The sequence below is a fragment of the Mycolicibacter acidiphilus genome (genome assembly GCF_018455725.1).
Taxonomy (GTDB): domain Bacteria; phylum Actinomycetota; class Actinomycetes; order Mycobacteriales; family Mycobacteriaceae; genus Mycobacterium; species Mycobacterium acidiphilum.
Genome location: NZ_JAHCLR010000013.1, coordinates 91,408 through 108,857 on the forward strand (window position 1 = coordinate 91,408; position 17,450 = coordinate 108,857).

Below are 17,450 nucleotides of genomic sequence, written 5' to 3' on the forward strand. Positions count from 1 at the left end.
CGACGATGCTCTCGATGTACGGCGCCCGCACGGCGTCACCGGATTCGCCCACCCAGCGGTGGGTGAGCGTCTCGGAGACCGACAGTGGCGAGTAGGAGCCGTCCGGCAGCAGCGCGGCGATGTCCACCGCGTTGTGCCGGGCGTACACGCCCGGCGTCGGCATCGGGGTGGGGTGGTGGCCGAGTTGGAAACGCTGAATCGACAGCTCCCGCTGAGTCAGTCGCGGACTGAGTCGTTCGCGGTGGGTGAGCACCATGGCGGCGAGCACCGCGGTGATCAGCAGTGCGCCGGTCAGTTCGAACGCCCACAGGTAGCGGGTGAAGATCAGCGCCGCCAGACCCGCCACGTTGTCGTCCGCGGGGCCGCCGACCGCCGCCGGTGCGGTGTGGTCGGTGAGCGTCCGCAGGTGCATCGTGCCGCCGCCGATCCCGGCGATCAGCAGTACACCGAATCCGATCCCGGCCAGCGTCGAGCCGACCCGCTGACCGCGCAGCGTCTCCACCAGCGACTCCTGCGAGTCCACCCCGATGAACATCATCACGAACAGGAACAGCATCATCACCGCGCCGGTATAGACGACGATCTGCACCACACCCAGGAACATCGCGTCCTGCATGAAGTAAAACGCGGCGAGGATCAGCATCGTCATCGCCAGGAACAGCGCCGAGTACACCGCTTTGGCCGCGGTGACGACACCGATGGCCCCGATCAGGGCCAGCGCGCCGAGCGCCCAGAACGCCACCGCCTCCCCGGTCGAGGTGCGGACGATGATGTCGGCGGCGAGCAACTCCCTCATCAGGCCCGCCCCTGTTTCTTGCGGTCCAGCAGCACGAACAGGTCGGTGTTGTCGGACAGCCCGTCGGCGGTGACGTTGCCCAGGTAGTAGTCCTTGTCGGTGGCGCCGGGCGGCATCGGGTGCGGTGGTGCGGTCATCTCCGGCTGCAGCGGCACCAGCAGCATGTCGCGGTCCCAGATCATGTCGGCCCGGTTGTCGCCGGCCATCTCGTACTCGTTGGTCATGGTCAGCGCGCGTGTCGGGCAGGCCTCGATGCACAGGCCGCAGCCGATGCAGCGCAGATAATTGATCTGATAGACGCGGCCGTAGCGTTCGCCGGGCGAGTAGCGCTCCTCGTCGGTGTTATCGGCGGCCTCGACGTAGATGGCATCGGCCGGACAGGCCCACGCACAGAGTTCGCAGCCGATGCACTTCTCCAGCCCGTCGGCGTGCCGGTTGAGCTGGTGGCGGCCGTGATAGCGCTTGGCGGTCGGTTTCTTGACCTCCGGATAGCCGTCGTTGAGCGGCTTCTTGAACATGGTCGTCCAGGTGACGCCGAACCCGGCCATCGCCTCCCGGAAGCCGGCCCAGCCGCGGGCCGGGACCTCGGTCGCGTCGGGCTGATCGGAGCTAGCCACGGGCATCCTCCTTGATCGCGGTGATCGTCGAAGTCCGGTGTTGCGGCAGCGGCGGTGTCGGGAAGCCGCCGGAGACCGCCGAGACCCGGGCGGCAGGGGCGGCCGGGGTCGGCGGCACGGCCACCCGCGGGTAGCCGCGCACGGTGCTGAATTTCCTGTGCAGGGCGATGACCAGCGTCAGTGCGGTGACGGTGCTGATCGCTATCAGCACCACCTCCCAGTGCGGGTAGCCGTCGTTGCGCGCGCTGCGCATCGCCGCGGCGACCAGCACCCAGACCAGCGCCACCGGGATGAGGACCTTCCAGCCGAGCGCCATGAACTGGTCGTACCGCAGCCGGGGCAGTGTGGCGCGCAACCAGATGTAGATGAAGATGAAGCCCCACAGCTTGGCGGTGAACCACAGCAGCGGCCACCAGCCTTGCTCGGCGCCGGCCCACATGTTGACCGGCCAGGGAGCGTGCCAGCCGCCGAGGAACAGCGTCACCGACAGCGCGGAGACCGTGGCCATGTTGATGTACTCGGCCAGGAAGAACAGCGCGAACTTCAGCGACGAGTACTCGGTGTGGAATCCGCCGACCAGTTCGCCTTCGGCTTCGGGCAGGTCGAACGGCGCCCGGTTGGTCTCACCGACCATCGCGGTGACGTAGACCAGGAACGACGGCATCACCAGGAACGCGAACCACACCCGGTCCTGGGCGGCGACGATCCCGGACGTCGACATGGTGCCCGCATAGAGGAAGACCGACGCGAAGGCCAGGCCCATCGCGACCTCGTAGGAGATCACCTGGGCGGTGGACCGGATCCCGCCGAGCAGCGGGTACGCCGAGCCCGACGACCAGCCGGCCAGGATGATCCCGTACACCCCGATCGAGGACATCGCCAGGATGAACAGCACCGCGATCGGCAGGTCGGCCAGCTGCAGCGCCGTGCGGTGCCCGGCGATGCTGACCTCGGGACCGAACGGGATGACCGCGAACGCGGTGATCGCCGGGACCACCGAGATGATCGGCGCCAGCGTGTAGATCACCCGGTCGGCGTTGACCGGCATGATGTCCTCTTTGAGGGCCAGTTTGATGCCGTCGGCCAGGCTCTGCAGCCAGCCCTTCGGGCCCACCCGGTTCGGGCCGGGTCGCATCTGCATGTGGCCCAGCACTTTTCGCTCGATGACGATGGCGAACAGCACGGTCAGCACCAGGAACCCGAACACCGCGAGCACCTTGGCGAGCACCAGCCACCACGGGTCGACGCCGAAACCGCTCATGTGTCCGACCTTTCGATCCGCACCACCGAGCCCGCGGTGGCGCCCAGTTCCCGGTGCACCGCCGAGCCCGCCGAGTTCATCGGCAGCCAGACCACTCGGTCGGGCATCTCGGTGATGACCAGTGGCAGGGTGACCGCGCCGCGGTCGGTGACGACGCTGACCGCGTCGCCGCCGAATGCGCCGATCTCGGTGGCGGTCTGCGCGCTGAGCCGCACCACGGGTACGCGGGCGGTGCCGGCGAGATTCGGTTCGCCGTCCTGCATCAGCCCGGCATCGAGCAGCATCCGCCAGCTGGCCAGCACCGCTTCGCCGGCGTCCGGCTGCGCCGGTGCGGTGGCCGTGACGTCGGGTGCGGTGGCCCGTGCACCCGACCACACGCCCAGTCGCTGCAACTCGTCGCGGGCCGCGTCGACGGTCGCCAGGCCCAGCGCGACGCCCATCTCATCGGCGATCGAGTCCAGCACCCGCACGTCGGGCATCGACCCGGTGTCGGCCAGGGTGACGCCGAAGCGCCGATGCCGGCCCTCCCAGTTGACGAACGTGCCGGACTTCTCGGCCGTCGGGGCCACCGGCAGCACGACGTCGGCGCGTTCGGTGACCTCGCTGTGTCGCAGTTCCAGGCTGACCAGGAAACCGACCGCGTCGAGTGCGGCCAGCGCCGCGTCCGGGTCGGCCAGGTCACCCGGCTCGACGCCGCCGACCAGCAGCGCACTCAGCTCACCGGCGGCGGCCGCAGCCAGGATCCCGGCTGTGTCGCGGCCCGGCTCGGCGGGAACCGTGGTACCCCATGCCTTTTCGACCTCCGTCCGGGCGGCGGCGTCGCCCAGCGGGCGCCCACCGGGCAGCAATCCGGCCAGTGCCCCGGCGTCCAGGGCGCCGCGTTCACCGGCGCGCCGCGGGATCCACGCCAGCCGGGCGCCGGTCGCCTCGGCCAGTCGCACCGCCGCGGACAGTGCACCGGGGGAACCGGCCAACCGCTCGCCGACCAGCACCACCGACCCGGGCTGCCGCAGCAACTCACCCACCTCACCGGTGTGCAGGCCGTCCAGCGTCGCCGCTTCGGCACCCGGCACCGTCGACAGCAGCGTGCCGAACATCTTGCCCAGCGCCCGGTCGGCGAACGGCGCGACCGAGTAGACCTTGACCTGCTGCTTGCGGGCCGCCTTGCGCAGTCGCAGGAAGACGATCGGGCATTCGTCCTCGGGTTCGAACCCGACCAGCAGCACCGCCGGGGCGGCCTCCAGATCGGTGTAACTGACGTCCACCGGTGTCGCGGCCACCCGGGCCGCCAGGAACGCCGCCTCCTCCGCCGAATGGGTGCGGGACCGGAAGTCGATGTCGTCGCTGCCGAGCGCCATCCGGGTGAATTTGGCGTAGCCGTAGGCGTCTTCGGCGGTCACCCGGCCACCGACCAGCACACCGGTGCTCCCCGCGGCGGCGGCCAGGCCACGGGCCGCCAGCGCCAGCGCGTTCGGCCACGACGTCGGCACCAGGGCGCCGGAGGAGTCGCGGACCAGGGGAGTGGTGATCCGGTCCGGCTGGGTGGCGTAGGTGAACGCCCACCGGCCCTTGTCGCAGTTCCACTCCTCGTTGACGTCCGGATCCTCACCGGCCATCCGGCGCAGGATCTTGCCGCGCCGGTGGTCGGTGCGCTGGGCACAGCCGGCCGCGCAGTGCTCGCAGACGCTGGGGGTGGAGACCAGGTCGAACGGGCGGGCCCGGAACCGGTAGGAGGCGCCGGTCAGCGCGCCGACCGGGCAGATCTGCACGGTGTTGCCGGAGAAGTACGACTCGAACGGTTCGTCGGCGTAGATGCCGACCTGTTGCAGCGCACCGCGATTCATCATCTCGATGAACGGGTCGCCGGCGATCTCGTTGGCGAACCGGGTGCACCGGGCGCACATGATGCAGCGGTCCCGGTCCAGCAGCACCTGGGAGGAGATGTTGATCGGCTTGGGGAAGACCCGCTTGGCCTCCTCGAAGCGGGTCTCGGTGCGGCCGTGGGTCATCGCCTGGTTCTGCAGCGGGCACTCACCGCCCTTGTCGCAGGTGGGGCAGTCCAGCGGGTGGTTGATCAGCAGCAGTTCCATCACCAGGTGCTGTGCCCGGTCGGCTTCGGCGGAGGTGTGCTGAGTGCGCACCACCATGCCCTCGGTGGCCGGGATCGCGCACGACGGTTGCGGTTTACGCTGACCCTCGATCTCCACCATGCACTGCCGGCACCAGGCGACCGGGTCGAGCAGTGGATGGTCGCAGAACCGCGGGATCTCGATGCCCATCTGCTCGGCGGCGCGAATGATCAACGTGCCCTTCGGAACGGTGACCGGCTTGTCGTCGATGATGAACGTCACCATCTCCTGGTCTGCCGGGTTCACGCGGCACCGCCTTTCGCCGAGCCGGGGCTGAACATCGCGTCCTTCGGGTCGAACGGGCACCGGCCCTGCTCGACGTGGGCGATGTACTCGTCGCGGAAGTGCTGGATCGACGACTTCACCGGCATCGCGGCGCCGTCGCCCAACGCGCAGAACGACTTTCCGAACAGCACGTCGGCGATGTCGAGCAGCGTGTCGAGGTCCTCTGCGGTGCCGCGGCCGGTCTCCAGCCGCTCGTAGATCGGCACCAGCCAGTAGGTGCCCTCCCGGCACGGGGTGCACTTGCCGCACGACTCGTGCTTGTAGAACTCCGCCCAGCGCCGCGCGGCGCGCACCACGCAGGTGGTCTCGTCGAAGATCTGCAATGCCTTGGTGCCCAGCATCGATCCGGCCGACATCATGCCCTCGTAGTCCAGTGGGATGTCGAGATGCTCGTCGGTCAGCAGTGGTGTCGACGAGCCGCCCGGCGTCCAGAATTTCAGCCGGTGCCCGTTGCGCACCCCGCCGGCGTAGTCCAGCAACTCGCGCAGCGTGATGCCGAGCGGGGCCTCGTACTGACCGGGCTTGTTCACATGGCCCGACAGTGAGTAGATGGTGTAGCCGCGGGACTTCTCGGTGCCCATCAGCTTGAACCAGTCCGGCCCGTTGCGCAGGATCGACGGCACGCTGGCGATCGACTCGACGTTGTTGACCACCGTCGGGCACTGGTACAGCCCGGCGACCGCCGGGAACGGCGGCCGCAGTCGCGGCTGGCCGCGGTAGCCCTCCAGCGAGTCGATCAGCGCGGTCTCCTCACCGCAGATGTACGCACCGGCGCCGGCGTGGACGGTGATGTCCAGGTCGAAGCCGGACCCGCCGATGTCCTTGCCCAGGTAGCCCGCGGCGTACGCCTCGGCGACCGCGTTGTGCAGGCGGCGCAGGATCGGCAGTACCTCGCCGCGCACGTAGATGAACGCGTGGTGTGCGCGGATCGCGTGGCAGGCGATGATGATGCCCTCGACCAGCACGTGCGGGGTGGCCAGCAGCAGCGGCATGTCCTTGCAGGTACCGGGCTCGGACTCGTCGGCGTTGACCAGCAGGTAGTGCGGTTTCGCCCCCGCCCCTTCGGTGCCCTGCGGGACGAACGACCACTTGGTGCCGGTGGAGAAGCCGGCGCCGCCGCGGCCGCGCAGCCCGGACTCCTTGACCAGTTCGATGACCTCGTCGGGGGTCATCGCCAGTGCCCGGCGCATCCCGACGTAACCGCCGTGGCGGTGGTAGGTCTCCAGCGTGAACGACGCCGGATCGTCCCAGTAGGCGCTGAGCACCGGGGTCAGCGGGGTGGCGGCTGCGGGTGCACTCACTTCGCTGCACCTCCCTCGGCGGCCGGGGCGTCCGGCGCGGCCATCTGATGCTCGTGGGCGAACTGCAGGCCGGCCAGGGTGGGACCGGCCGGGCCACCCTGCCCGTCGTCGGGCCGCTCGTCGAAGAAGCCGGCCAGCACCCGGGCGGTCTCCTTGAAGGTCTCCAGCGGCATCCCGCGGGTCGGCCGCACCTCCTCGCCCGCCCGCAGCGAGTCGACCAGGGCGCGGGCCGACTCCGGCGACTGCTGGTCGAAGAACTCCCAGTTCACCATCACCACCGGGGCGCAGTCGCAGGCCGCGTTGCATTCGATGCGCTCCAGCGTGACCTTGCCGTCGGCGGTGGTGTCGTCGTCGCCGATCTGCAGGTGCTCTTTGAGCGTGTCGTGGATCGCGTCGCCGCCCATCACCGCGCACAGCGTGTTGGTGCAGACACCGACCAGATAGTCACCGGTGGGTTTGCGCCGGTACATCGAGTAGAACGACGCCACCGCGGCCAGCTCCGCGCCGGTCAGCTCCAGCAGTTCGGCGACGAACGCCAGCCCGGCCGGGGTCACATAGGAGTCGTGTGACTGCACCAAGTGCAGCAGCGGCTGCAGCGCCGACCGCCGCTGCGGGTAGCGCGCGATGATCTGTTGCGCGTCGGCGCTCAGGCGCTCCTTCACCTCCGGCGGATAGGACTGCGGGGCACCGGGGTAGTTGAACTGGCCGGCCTCCTGCGGCGGCCGGCCGAGCTGGATGAACTTGCGGGCGCCGTTCATGCCGGCGGTCGGCGGCATCATCCGGCCCCGGCCGGTCTTGCGTTCCAGCGCCTGCTGGTCGGGGGTCTTCCCGTTCGACGTCTGCTCGTTCTGCACGGTCATCGGTCCACTCCGCCCATGACCGGGTCGATGCTGGCGACCGCGGCGATCACGTCGGCGATCAGGCCACCCTCGCTCATCGCGGCCACCGCCTGCAGGTTGGTGAAGGACGGATCCCGGAAGTGGACCCGGTGCGGCCGGGTCCCGCCGGCGGAGACCATGTGCACGCCCAGTTCGCCGCGGGGGGATTCGATCGACACGAACACCTGTCCCGGCGGGACCCAGAGATCCTCGGTGACCCGTTTGAAGTGGTGGATCAGCCCCTCCATCGAGTGCCCCATGATCCAGCCGATGTGCTCGCTGGAGTTGCCCAGGCCGTCCTCCTCGATCTTCAGGTCGGCCGGCCAGGCGATCTTGCGGTCTTCGATCATGACCGGTCCGGGCTGCAGCTTGTCCAGGGTCTGCGCGACGATTTTCAACGACTCCTTGATCTCGGCGATGCGAATCAGGTAGCGGCCGTACGCATCACAGCCGTCGTCGGTGATCACATCGAATTCGTAGTTCTCGTAACCGCAGTACGGCTCGGTCTTGCGAAGGTCGTAGTCCAGGCCGGTGGCCCGCAGGATCGGGCCGGTGATGCCCAGCGCCATGCACCCGGTCAGGTCGAGATACCCGACGCCCTTGGTGCGGGCCTTCCAGATGTAGTTCTCGGTCAGCAGATCCTCGATGTCCTTGAGCCGCTTGGGCATCAGCGTCAGGAAGTCACGGATCATCGGGACCGCCTCGTCGGGCAGGTCCACCGACACCCCACCCGGCCGGATGTACTGGTGGTTCATCCGCAGCCCGGTGATGGTCTCGAAGATGTCGAGCACCAGTTCGCGTTCCCGGAAGCCGAACAGCATCACCGAGAGCGCGCCGAGTTCCATGCCGCCGGTGGCCAGTGCGACCAGGTGCGACGAGATCCGGTTCAGCTCCATCATCAGCACCCGGATCACGCTGGCGCGCTCGGGGATCTGATCGGTGACGTCCAGCAGCTTCTCCACCGCCAGGCAGTAGGCGGTCTCGTTGAACAGCGGCGCCAGATAGTCCATCCGGGTCACGAACGTCACGCCCTGCGTCCAGGTGCGGAACTCGACGTTCTTCTCGATTCCGGTGTGCAGGTAGCCGATTCCGCAGCGGGCCTCGGTGACCGTTTCGCCCTCGAGTTCCAGGATCAGGCGCAGCACGCCGTGCGTCGACGGATGCTGCGGACCCATGTTGACGACGATGCGTTCGCCGGGGTCGGCCGCCTTGGCCGCGTCGATGACCTGTTCCCATTCCTGGCCGCCGACGTTGATGACCTTCTCGGCCCGTGGCTGTCCGGTGGTCGGGGTGCTCATCAGTTGTATGCCCTCCGCTGGTCGGGCGGCGGGATCTGCGCGCCCTTGTACTCGACCGGGATGCCGCCGAGTGGGTAGTCCTTGCGCTGGGGGTGGCCGTGCCAGTCGTCCGGCATCTCGATTCGGGTCAGCGAAGGATGGCCGTCGAAGATCAGGCCGAAGAAGTCGTAGGTCTCCCGCTCATGCCAGTCGGTGGTCGGGTAGACCGCGTACAGCGACGGAATGTGCGGATCAGCGTCGGGCACAGCCACTTCCAGCCGGATGCGGCGGTTGTGGGTGATCGACTTCAGCGGGTACACCGCGTGCAGTTCCCGGTCGGCGTCCTCCGGGTAGTGCACCCCGGACACCCCCAGGCTCAGCTCGAAACGCAGGTTCGGCTCGTCGCGCAGCAGTTGCGCGACCGTCGGCAGCATGGCCCGCGGCACGAAAGCGGTGAGCTCACCGCGGTACACCACGACTTTCTCGACGGCGTCGGCGAATTCGACGCCGGCGGCCTGCAGCGCCGCCGCCAGATTGTCGATCAGCTCGTCGAAATAGCCGCCGTAGGGCCGGGGGCTGTCACCGGGTAGCGCCGACTCCCGCACGATCCGCCCGTACCCGGAGGTGTCGCCGCTGCCCGCGGCGCCGAACAACCCGCGGCGGACCTTGATGACCTCGTCGTCGCTCGGGGTGTCCTGACCGGTCTGATCTTCGGTGGACTCGCTCACTTGAGCAGCCCCTTCATCTGCCAGGTGGACGGCGCCGACAGGGCCGCCTCCTCGGCGGCGGTGATCGCGTTCTCCCGGTTGACGCCGAGCGGCATCTCCCGAATCTTGTCGTGCAGCTTGATGATCGCGTACATCAGCGATTCCGGGCGGGGCGGACAGCCGGGCAGGTAGATGTCGACCGGGACCACGTGGTCGACACCCTGAACGATCGCGTAGTTGTTGAACATCCCGCCCGACGAGGCGCAGACGCCCATCGCCAGTACCCATTTCGGCTCGACCATCTGGTCATAGATCTGCCGCAGCACCGGTGCCATCTTCTGGCTGACCCGGCCGGCCACGATCATCAGATCGGCCTGACGCGGCGAAGCCCGGAACACCTCCATGCCGAACCGGGAGATGTCGTAGTCCGGCGCCATCGACGACATCATCTCGATCGCACAACAGGCCAGGCCGAACGTCGCCGGCCACAGCGAGCCCTTCCGGAAATATCCGGCCAGATTCTCGACGGTGGTCAGGAGCAGACCGCTCGGCAGTTGCTCTTCCATCCCCATGGGGTTACCTCAATCCCAGCTCAGACCGCCCCGTCGCCACACGTAGGCGTAGGCGACGAAGACGACGACGACGAACAGTGCCATTTCGACGAGGGCGAACACGCCGAGCCCGTCGTAGGCGACTGCCCACGGATAGAGAAAAACGATTTCGATGTCGAAGACGATGAACAGCATCGCCGTCAGGTAGTACTTCACCGGGAAGCGCTGGCCGGCCGGCGCGTGCGGTCCGCTGACCGGCTGGTCGGTGGGCTCGATGCCGCACTCATAGGCCTCGAGCTTGGACCGGTTGTAGCGGGACGGGCCGACCAGCGTGGCCGCGACCACGGAGAATACGGCGAAACCGGCTGCCAGAGCCGCGAGGACCAGGATCGGTAGGTAGAGATTCATGCCAGTGACGTGGTTCTCTTCCGGGGGTCGATGTGAAGTAAGGCACAGCCTAACGTGCCGTCGCACACCGATTGGGGGGAATCGGGAATTGCCGTCAACTGTGACGGTCGTCACCTGTAGCGGTCAACGGCGACAGGGGAATTCGCGCCGGACCGGCCCCGCGTTACGGGGTGGGCGTGCGCAGCAGCTGCAGCGCCGTGCGGCTGAGCGCGATGGGGTCGATCGGGTGCGGCACGGCGGCGTCGGCGCGTGACCAGTTGGCCAGCCAGACGTCGTCGGCGCGGCCGGTCAGTACGACGATCGGCGGGCACGGCCGGATCTCATCCTTGAGCTGCTTGCAGATGCCCATACCGCCCGCCGGGGTGGCCTCGCCGTCGAGGACGGCCAGGTCGATCCCGCCGGCGTCCATTGTCCGGATCACCATCGGCTCGGTCGCCACCTCGGTGTAGCTCAGCTCCGGCAGATCCGGGTGCAGATGCCGGCCGAGCGCGGTCATGACCTGCGAGCGGGTCGCGGCGTCGTCGCTGTAGACAAGGACATGCAACGCGGCAGTGGTGTCGGACACGGTGCCGATGCTACTGCGAGAACGCTGATCGCAGGCCGACAAACGTCATTCGCCGTCGTTCATTCGGCGTCGTAGCCGGGATGGTCGATCGCGATCCGGTGCTGCACCAGCGCGCGCAGGCAGGCGGTCACGGCGTCGGCGCGGTCGTCTAAGTCGCCGGCCCGGATCGCGGCGGCCAGGGCGGCCTCGTCGGTAAAGCCCAGCAGGTCCGGCGGCGCAGTGGCGGTGTCGAGCAGTTCGCGTTCGACGATGCGCAACGCGTTGGCGGCCACCCGTGCATGGAAGTTGACCCGGCCCTCGGTGGCGGCGCGCACATCGCCGTCGAGGAATTCGATGACCGCGGCGACCAATTCGGCGGCGGTGGGCCGGCGCGTCATGCCGCCCCGTCCAGCAGGTCGAGCAGATCCCACTCGGTCTCCGACACCCGGCGGCCGATCGTCGCCAACTCCACCGAGCGGGTCTGCCCGGACAGGTGCCGGTGCGCCTGGTGGCGGCAGATCACCCCCCAGTGCAGCGTGCTCAGCATCAGCCACCAGCGGAACCGGTCGCGGTCGACGACTGTGCCGGTGGCCTGCTCGTAGCCGGCCAGAAAGTCCTCGACGCTGCCCAGACCACCCGCGCCGCGCTCGGCCGGCGCCCCGAACCGCCAGGCCCGTTGGCAGAACCAGGCCAGGTCCTCGCAGGCGTCGCCGAGGTGGGTCAGCTCCCAGTCCAGCACGGCGGCGAGCCGGGACCCGTCGACGATCAGGTTGCCCATCCGGAAGTCGCCGTGCACCAGAACCGGTGGTGCGGGCGGCGGCCGGTGCGCAGCAAGCCAGCGGAACGCCCATTCGAACGTCGCGGTGGTGTCGCCGATCGCGTCGAGTTCGCCACGGCAGGCTGCCAGTCGGTCTTCGCCGGTGGCGCCGACGCAGCTCGGGTCGGCGCGGTGGATGGCGGCCAGCGCCTGCGCGCACTGCGTCAGCAGTTCGGCCCTGCCGGCGTCGTCAAGCTGCCGGTCGATGCGCCGCACCACGGTCTCGCCGGCGATCGCCTCGCAGATCAGAAACGGATCGCCAAGGGCCGCAGGGGAATCATCGGCCAAAAGCACGTGGGGGACAGGGGCGCCGGCGGCCGCGGCAGCGGCCTGAGCGTGCGCCTCCAGCACCATGCCGGCGTGCGCCTCCTCGGCCGGCCCGAGGCGCAGGATCAGCCGGTGCCGTTCGGTCGCGGTGCGTGCCTCGAACGCCCAGGTGGTTCGGCTGGCACCGCCGGTCAGTGCCTGCAGGCCGGTGATCTCGACGTCGCCCAGCACGGGTTGCAGGACGTCGCCGAGTGCGGTCGCCAGGGTTCCAGTGGTCACCGCCGGTCGAATCCGAACAGCCGCTGGGCGACCCGGCGGATCTGGATCTCCTCGGCGCCCTCGGTGATCCGGTAGCGGCGGTGATGCCGGTAGATGTGCTCGAACGGTTCGTGCCGGCTGTAGCCGATGCCGCCGTGGATCTGCATGGCCCGGTCGGCGGCGTCGCAGACGAGCCGGTTGGCCCGGTAGTTGGCCATCGACACCTTGTCGGAGACCTCCAGGTGGTGTTCGCGGTCCAGATGCCAGGCCGCGTAGTGCACCAGCAGTCGCACCATCTGGGCCTCGGTGTTCAACTCGGCCAGCGGCCACTGCACCGCCTGGTTCACCGACAGCGGCTTGCCGAACACCGTGCGGTGACGGGCGTAGTCGGCGGCCCGATCGATGCAGTACTGCGCCGCGCCGAGACTGGAGGCGGCCTGGCGGATCCGGTTCTCGTGCAGGAACGTCTGGGCCACCTCCAGCCCGCGATCCACCTCGCCGAGCACCGCGTCGCCCGGCACTCGGACGTCTTTCAACTCCACCTCACCGTGGTCGGTGGGCATGTTGAACGTCCACCAGTAGAACGGCACCGTGAAGCCGGCTGCGTCGGTGGCAACCAGGAACGCCGTGATGCCCTGTGCGTCACCGGCGTTGCCCGAGGTTCGGGCGAACACCAGGTCGTGGGTGGCGCGGTGCACCCCGGTGTTCCACCGCTTGGCGCCGTTGATCACCCAGCCGTCGGCGGTCGGCTCGGCGCGGGTCTCCAGCCAGGTGGCGTCCGAGCCGTGGTTGGGCTCGGTGAGCCCGAACGCCATCGACCGCGCACCGGTGATCAGCGCCTGCGACCACTGCGCGCGCTGCGCATCGGTGCCGAACCGCTCCATCATGATGACCTGCGGGAAGTTCCCGACGATCGACGATTCGTCCTGCAGGTCGTTGTGCAGGCCGAGTCCCTTGTGCGCCAGATGTTCCCGGATCACCGCCATGTCGACGTTGGTGCCGTCCCGGCCGCCGACTGACGACGGGAGCCCGTACCGCAGCCAGCCGGCGGCATCGGCGCGGCGGCGCATCTCGTCGAGCAGATCCTCCCACTCCCGGCGCGGGGTGCCGCCGGCGTCGACGTCGGTGCGGGCGAACTCCCGGCGGTGATCGAAGTACTGCATGTTCTCCGCCTGCAGTGGCGCGATCTCCGCCTCGATGAAGGCGTCCATCTCGGCGAGCAGGCCGGGCAGGTGCTCGGGCAGTGCGAAATCCATCAGGCTCCTTCGATGCGCTTACGGTCGCCCGCCCGCAGCAGTGCGCCGGGAAGGTCGTGGCCGACAATCGATCTGGCGGTATTCGCGGCGGCGATCGTGGCCGCCAGATCGACGTCGACGGTGTAGCCGGAGTCGATCAGCAGGTAGGCCAGATCCTCGGTGGCGATGTTGCCGGTGGCGCCGGGTGCGAACGGACAGCCGCCCAGGCCGCCGACCGAGGCGTCCAGCCGGGTGATGCCGGCACCGACCGCCGCGTAGGCGCTGGCCAGCCCGGTGCCGCGGGTGTTGTGGAAATGTGCGCCCAGCGGGATGGCGCCGATCCGGGGCCGCAGGGTGTCGACCAGTGCGGACACCCGGCCCGGGGCGACGGTGCCGATGGTGTCGGCCAGCGCCAGTCGATGCACGCCGAGATCCACTGCGGTCGAGACGATGTCGATCACCCGCTGGGCCGGTGTGGGGCCGGAGAACGGGCAGTCCCAGGCAACCGCGACGATCACCTCGAGGGTGGCTCCGGCGTCGCCGGCGATGCCGGTGATGTCGGCGATCGCCGCGGTGGCTTCACTGGTTGTGCGATGCACGTTCGTGAGGCTGAACTCGTCAGTGGCGCAGACGACGTACTCCAGTGAGCGCAGGCCCGCGGCGACGGCCCGGGCGGCACCGCCCGGGCTGGCGACCAGGGCGGAGAACTCGATGTCGGGGTAGCGCCACAGTTCGGCGGCGAGTTCGGCGGCGTCGGCCAGTGCCGGCACCTTCGTCGGTGAGACGAATGAGGTCACCTCGACTTCGCGGACCCCGGTCGCCGCGACGGCGGCCAGCAGTTCGAGCTTGGCCGCCAACGGGATCGGCTGCTCGATCTGCAGTCCGTCGCGCAGTGACACCTCGCGGATCGTGACGTGCCCGGGTGTCACAGCACGCCCTCGGCGCGCAGGCGGTCGAGTTGGGCGGCGTCCTTGCCGAGCAGGCCGGCGTAGACCTCGTCGTTGTGCTGACCCGGCCGAGCCGGCCCGGCCGACCGGATGGCGCCCGGTGACGCCGAGAGCACCGGGATGACGCCGGGGCCCTTGACGTTTCGGCCGATCCGCTCCTCCCAGTGGTCGGCGATCATGCCGCGGGCCTGTAGCTGCGGGTCGTTCATCACCTCGGCGACGGTGTTGATCGGACCGGCGATCACTCCGGCGTCGGACAGGGTTTCGATGATCGCCGCCGGTTGGCGCTGCGCGGCCCAGGCGCCGATGATCGCGTCGAGTTCGTCCTGATTGCGACCACGGGCGGTGTGGTCGACGAACCGGTCGTCGGCGGCCAACTCCGGTGTTCCCATGGCCTGGCAGAGTCGCGCGAACACGGTGTCCTGGTTGGCGGCGATCACCACCCAGCTGCCGTCGGCGGTGCGGTAGATGTTCGACGGCGCAATGCCCTCCAGCCGGGTGCCGGACGGCCCGCGCACCACGCCGCCGACGTCGTAGTCGGGGATGGTGGATTCCTGGATGGCCAGGCAGGATTCGGTCAGCGCCACGTCGACGACCTGGCCTTCGCCGGTGACCGTGCGCCGGTACAGGGCGGCCAGTGCGCCCTGGGCGGCGAACATCCCGGCCAGGCTGTCTCCGAGGGACAGCGCCAGCCGTGGCGGCGGTCCGCCCGGGAACCCGTTCATGTGCCGCAGGCCGCTGGCGGCTTCGGCCACCGAGGCGTAGCCGGCCTTGCCCGCATCCGGTCCGGTCTGGCCGTAGCCGGAGACCCGGACCAGGATGATGCCGACGTTGCGGGCGCGCAGCACGTCGTAGCCGAGATCCCAGCGCTCCAGCGTGCCGGGTCGGAAGTTCTCCACGATGATGTCGGCGCGATCCACCAACTCCAGGAACAACTCCCGCCCGGCGGGCGCGCGCAGGTCCAGCGTGATCGCCTTCTTATTGCGGGCGTGCACCGTCCAGAAGAAGTGCTCCCCGTCGAGTTCGGCCTGCCCCCAGGTACGCAGCGGGTCCGGGGCCGTCGGCAGTTCGACCTTGATGACCTCGGCGCCCGTGTCGCCGAGCAGGCGTCCGGCGAACGGCCCGGAGATCAGCGTGCCGAGTTCGAGCACCCGGATGCCGTCGAGGGCACCGGTGGGGTCGGGCGCCTGTGTCGGGACCGTCATGGTCGATGAGGTTACCGATCGAATCGGCGGCCGCGGCGATTACCGGTATCGCGCCGCGTCGGCGCGTTTTGCGCCGTTCCCTCCTGCGCGAACGTGCATAATTCACCACCCTCACCTGGGGGTTTGCCGGTGAATTGTGCACGATCGCGGGTTGGTGGGGGAGGGCGCCGGAGGTGTTTCCGAAGCAATGCAACGAATCGCAGCGATGCAACGGTTCTGCTGCGGCTTGCGTCCAGCAACGCTGATCCCGGTCGACGGGGTGCATCCCGGCTGGGCAGGCGTCGCGGTCAGTTGGCGACGGTCGGCCAGTCGCTGTCCGGGGCACTCCGCGTGCATCGGCGGATGCGCTGGTGGGAGAGGGTTTTCTCGATAGTGGGCCGGTCCGACCAGGCTGCCCCGGCAAGGCCGTGGGGCGGCGGCGGCAGGGGGTGGATCGTTGGTTTTCCGGGTTGTCCCGTGTGATACGTTTCCCGCACCGGATGCTACGGCTTAGGTTCGCTGCAGTTGAAGCACGAGGGTATTGGTATTGCCGCCGTCTGGAGCGATCTCAATATGCCCTCCTGAGTGTGAGGGGGTGTGGTCGGCCCATGACATATGGGAGCCCGCAGGATCCCTTCGGCGGTGATCCGTTCGGCGGCCGGGGATTTCATCAGAATCCCAGTGCGCCGGCGATGCAGTCGGGCTATCCACCGGCCGGTCCGGGTGGGTTCGGCGCCCCGCAACGGCAGCAGGGGCAGGTCAATGCCCTGGCGACCCTGTCGATCGTGTTCGCGTTCGTGTTCGCGCCGGTCGGGGCGGTACTGGGCCACCTGGCGCTGCATCAGATTCAGCGCACCGGCGAGCAGGGCCGGGAACGCGCCATCATCGGGCTCGCCGTCTCCTATGCGATCACCACGATCCTGGTGATCGCGCTGGTGGTGTGGCTGGTGCTCGGCGGCAAAACCTCGGATGCACCGCAGGCGCCCGCAGTCTCGACCACGGCGTCGGCGCAGGCTCCGCGCACGACCGTGATCACCGCACCGCCGGTGGCACGTCCCACGGTCAACGTCGGCGATTTGCGGGTCGGCGACTGCGTGGAGGTGAAAAAGGAATCCCGGGACAAAGACGACCCCAACAAGAGCTGGATCACCATTTACCGGGCCGCGTGCGAAGTGCGCGACGGAGTGGCGCAGGTCCAGCAGATCCTGCCGTCCGACACGTGCGGAACGACCTTGTCCCTGGTGAACAACGACCAGACCATCTTTGCGTGTCTTGCGGACTTCAAAGGCTGATATGACGCCACAGCCGAGTAACGGAGCGGCCTGATGTATCCCGGTTCGGACCCGTTCGGAACGCCACCGCACGACCCGTTCGGTGCACCGCCACCGCCCGCGAGCGGCTATGGCCCGCCGATCAGCCAGGTCAGTTTCGGCGCGCCGGCGCCGCAGGCCGCCTACAACACGTTCGCGGTGCTCTCCCCGATCATGGCGGTGGTCATTCCACCGGCCGGGGTGGCGCTCGGCCATATCGCGCTGCCGCAGATCGCACGCACCCACGAACGGGGGCGCGGGGCCGCGATCGCCGGCCTGGCGCTCGGGTACCTGATGTGCCTGGTGCTCATCGGCGCCGGACTGTGGTGGGGCACCCACACCTCGGAACCGTCGACCACGTCGGCGGTCGGCAACTCCTCGGTGCCGGGCGCCTCCGTCACACCGTTGCCACCGTCGGTCGTCACCTCGATCGCCGCGGCACCGGCGGTACCACGGGTCAAGCTCGACTTGGCCACCGTGCCGATCGGGATGTGCGTCGAGGTCCAGATTCGCAGCACCGAACGCGCGGAGGCGCTCGACCTGTATCAGACGCAGTGCGTCCACCAGGAAGGCGTGTATCGAGTCGACTCGAAGGTGGAGTCCTCAGTTCAGTGCAGTTCGGAATTCGTCGCAGCCCCGCCCGACCGCGCATTCGCACTGTGCCTGAATCCGTTTTAG

17 protein-coding genes and 1 pseudogene are annotated in these 17,450 nt (G+C 68.9%); 2 read left to right on the plus strand and 16 right to left on the minus strand.

What is annotated here, in order from left to right; all coding sequences use genetic code 11:
* Positions 1–34 precede the first annotated feature (34 nt).
* From KIH27_RS08855 to KIH27_RS08930, 16 genes and pseudogenes are all read right to left on the minus strand, one after another.
* Positions 35–796 (minus strand): annotated as a pseudogene (locus KIH27_RS08855) (NADH-quinone oxidoreductase subunit J); the annotation flags it as partial.
* On the minus strand, positions 796–1,413 hold the full coding sequence (gene nuoI, locus KIH27_RS08860) for an NADH-quinone oxidoreductase subunit NuoI (protein WP_307856821.1): 618 nt from the start codon (positions 1,411–1,413) through the stop codon (positions 796–798). The gene nuoI and the pseudogene KIH27_RS08855, both read right to left, overlap by 1 nt.
* Positions 1,406–2,674, minus strand: coding sequence for an NADH-quinone oxidoreductase subunit NuoH (nuoH, locus tag KIH27_RS08865; protein WP_214092565.1), 1,269 nt, complete (start codon positions 2,672–2,674; stop codon positions 1,406–1,408). The genes nuoI and nuoH overlap by 8 nt, the downstream gene beginning before the upstream one ends.
* Positions 2,671–5,028: an NADH-quinone oxidoreductase subunit G gene (locus tag KIH27_RS08870; protein WP_214092599.1), complete on the minus strand. Its 2,358-nt coding sequence runs from the start codon at positions 5,026–5,028 to the stop codon at positions 2,671–2,673. The genes nuoH and KIH27_RS08870 overlap by 4 nt, the downstream gene beginning before the upstream one ends.
* A 17-nt stretch (positions 5,029–5,045) precedes the next feature.
* A complete protein-coding gene (gene nuoF / locus KIH27_RS08875; protein WP_214092566.1) occupies positions 5,046–6,389 on the minus strand; it encodes an NADH-quinone oxidoreductase subunit NuoF in 1,344 nt (447 codons plus the stop codon).
* A complete protein-coding gene (gene nuoE / locus KIH27_RS08880; protein WP_214092600.1) occupies positions 6,386–7,147 on the minus strand; it encodes an NADH-quinone oxidoreductase subunit NuoE in 762 nt (253 codons plus the stop codon). The genes nuoF and nuoE overlap by 4 nt, the downstream gene beginning before the upstream one ends.
* A gap of 98 nt (positions 7,148–7,245) precedes the next feature.
* The gene (locus KIH27_RS08885) at positions 7,246–8,565 is read right to left on the minus strand and encodes an NADH-quinone oxidoreductase subunit D (protein WP_214092567.1); all 1,320 of its coding nucleotides are present in this window, start codon (positions 8,563–8,565) and stop codon (positions 7,246–7,248) included.
* Positions 8,565–9,272, minus strand: coding sequence for an NADH-quinone oxidoreductase subunit C (locus tag KIH27_RS08890; RefSeq protein ID WP_214092568.1), 708 nt, complete (start codon positions 9,270–9,272; stop codon positions 8,565–8,567). Before KIH27_RS08890 ends, KIH27_RS08885 begins: the two co-directional genes overlap by 1 nt.
* Positions 9,269–9,823, minus strand: coding sequence for a NuoB/complex I 20 kDa subunit family protein (locus KIH27_RS08895; protein WP_214092569.1), 555 nt, complete (start codon positions 9,821–9,823; stop codon positions 9,269–9,271). Before KIH27_RS08895 ends, KIH27_RS08890 begins: the two co-directional genes overlap by 4 nt.
* Before the next feature lie 9 nt (positions 9,824–9,832).
* The gene (locus KIH27_RS08900) at positions 9,833–10,210 is read right to left on the minus strand and encodes an NADH-quinone oxidoreductase subunit A (protein ID WP_214092570.1); all 378 of its coding nucleotides are present in this window, start codon (positions 10,208–10,210) and stop codon (positions 9,833–9,835) included.
* A 163-nt stretch (positions 10,211–10,373) separates the two neighbouring features.
* Positions 10,374–10,775: an Rv3143 family two-component system response regulator gene (locus tag KIH27_RS08905; RefSeq protein ID WP_214092571.1), complete on the minus strand. Its 402-nt coding sequence runs from the start codon at positions 10,773–10,775 to the stop codon at positions 10,374–10,376.
* Between the two features lie 59 nt (positions 10,776–10,834).
* Positions 10,835–11,152: a DUF6285 domain-containing protein gene (locus KIH27_RS08910; RefSeq protein ID WP_214092572.1), complete on the minus strand. Its 318-nt coding sequence runs from the start codon at positions 11,150–11,152 to the stop codon at positions 10,835–10,837.
* On the minus strand, positions 11,149–12,102 hold the full coding sequence (locus KIH27_RS08915) for a phosphotransferase family protein (protein WP_250149823.1): 954 nt from the start codon (positions 12,100–12,102) through the stop codon (positions 11,149–11,151). The genes KIH27_RS08910 and KIH27_RS08915 overlap by 4 nt, the downstream gene beginning before the upstream one ends.
* Before the next feature lie 11 nt (positions 12,103–12,113).
* Complete coding sequence (locus KIH27_RS08920) at positions 12,114–13,352, minus strand: acyl-CoA dehydrogenase family protein (RefSeq protein ID WP_214092573.1); 1,239 nt, start codon at positions 13,350–13,352, stop codon at positions 12,114–12,116.
* On the minus strand, positions 13,352–14,260 hold the full coding sequence (locus KIH27_RS08925; RefSeq protein ID WP_214092574.1) for a hydroxymethylglutaryl-CoA lyase: 909 nt from the start codon (positions 14,258–14,260) through the stop codon (positions 13,352–13,354). Before KIH27_RS08925 ends, KIH27_RS08920 begins: the two co-directional genes overlap by 1 nt.
* The gene (locus tag KIH27_RS08930) at positions 14,257–15,483 is read right to left on the minus strand and encodes a CaiB/BaiF CoA transferase family protein (protein ID WP_214092575.1); all 1,227 of its coding nucleotides are present in this window, start codon (positions 15,481–15,483) and stop codon (positions 14,257–14,259) included. Before KIH27_RS08930 ends, KIH27_RS08925 begins: the two co-directional genes overlap by 4 nt.
* Positions 15,484–16,247: 764 nt before the next feature.
* Between KIH27_RS08930 and KIH27_RS08935 the strand changes: the two genes are divergently transcribed.
* Together KIH27_RS08935 and KIH27_RS08940 are read left to right on the plus strand one after the other, a co-directional pair.
* Positions 16,248–16,754, plus strand: coding sequence for a DUF4190 domain-containing protein (locus tag KIH27_RS08935; protein ID WP_214092576.1), 507 nt, complete (start codon positions 16,248–16,250; stop codon positions 16,752–16,754).
* A gap of 33 nt (positions 16,755–16,787) precedes the next feature.
* A complete protein-coding gene (locus KIH27_RS08940; RefSeq protein ID WP_214092577.1) occupies positions 16,788–17,450 on the plus strand; it encodes a DUF4190 domain-containing protein in 663 nt (220 codons plus the stop codon).

What these genes read in the sequence shown, in the direction of transcription:
- nuoH (WP_214092565.1), bottom strand. Translation starts at nt 2,674, where the DNA reads ATGAGCGGTTTCGGCGTCGACCCGTGGTGGCTGGTGCTCGCCAAGGTG.
- KIH27_RS08895 (WP_214092569.1), bottom strand. Translation starts at nt 9,823, where the DNA reads ATGGGGATGGAAGAGCAACTGCCGAGCGGTCTGCTCCTGACCACCGTC.
- KIH27_RS08930 (WP_214092575.1), bottom strand. Translation starts at nt 15,483, where the DNA reads ATGACGGTCCCGACACAGGCGCCCGACCCCACCGGTGCCCTCGACGGC.
- KIH27_RS08900 (WP_214092570.1), bottom strand. Translation starts at nt 10,210, where the DNA reads ATGAATCTCTACCTACCGATCCTGGTCCTCGCGGCTCTGGCAGCCGGT.
- KIH27_RS08910 (WP_214092572.1), bottom strand. Translation starts at nt 11,152, where the DNA reads ATGACGCGCCGGCCCACCGCCGCCGAATTGGTCGCCGCGGTCATCGAA.
- KIH27_RS08920 (WP_214092573.1), bottom strand. Translation starts at nt 13,352, where the DNA reads ATGGATTTCGCACTGCCCGAGCACCTGCCCGGCCTGCTCGCCGAGATG.
- KIH27_RS08870 (WP_214092599.1), bottom strand. Translation starts at nt 5,028, where the DNA reads ATGGTGACGTTCATCATCGACGACAAGCCGGTCACCGTTCCGAAGGGC.
- KIH27_RS08940 (WP_214092577.1), top strand. Translation starts at nt 16,788, where the DNA reads ATGTATCCCGGTTCGGACCCGTTCGGAACGCCACCGCACGACCCGTTC.
- KIH27_RS08885 (WP_214092567.1), bottom strand. Translation starts at nt 8,565, where the DNA reads ATGAGCACCCCGACCACCGGACAGCCACGGGCCGAGAAGGTCATCAAC.
- nuoE (WP_214092600.1), bottom strand. Translation starts at nt 7,147, where the DNA reads ATGAACGGCGCCCGCAAGTTCATCCAGCTCGGCCGGCCGCCGCAGGAG.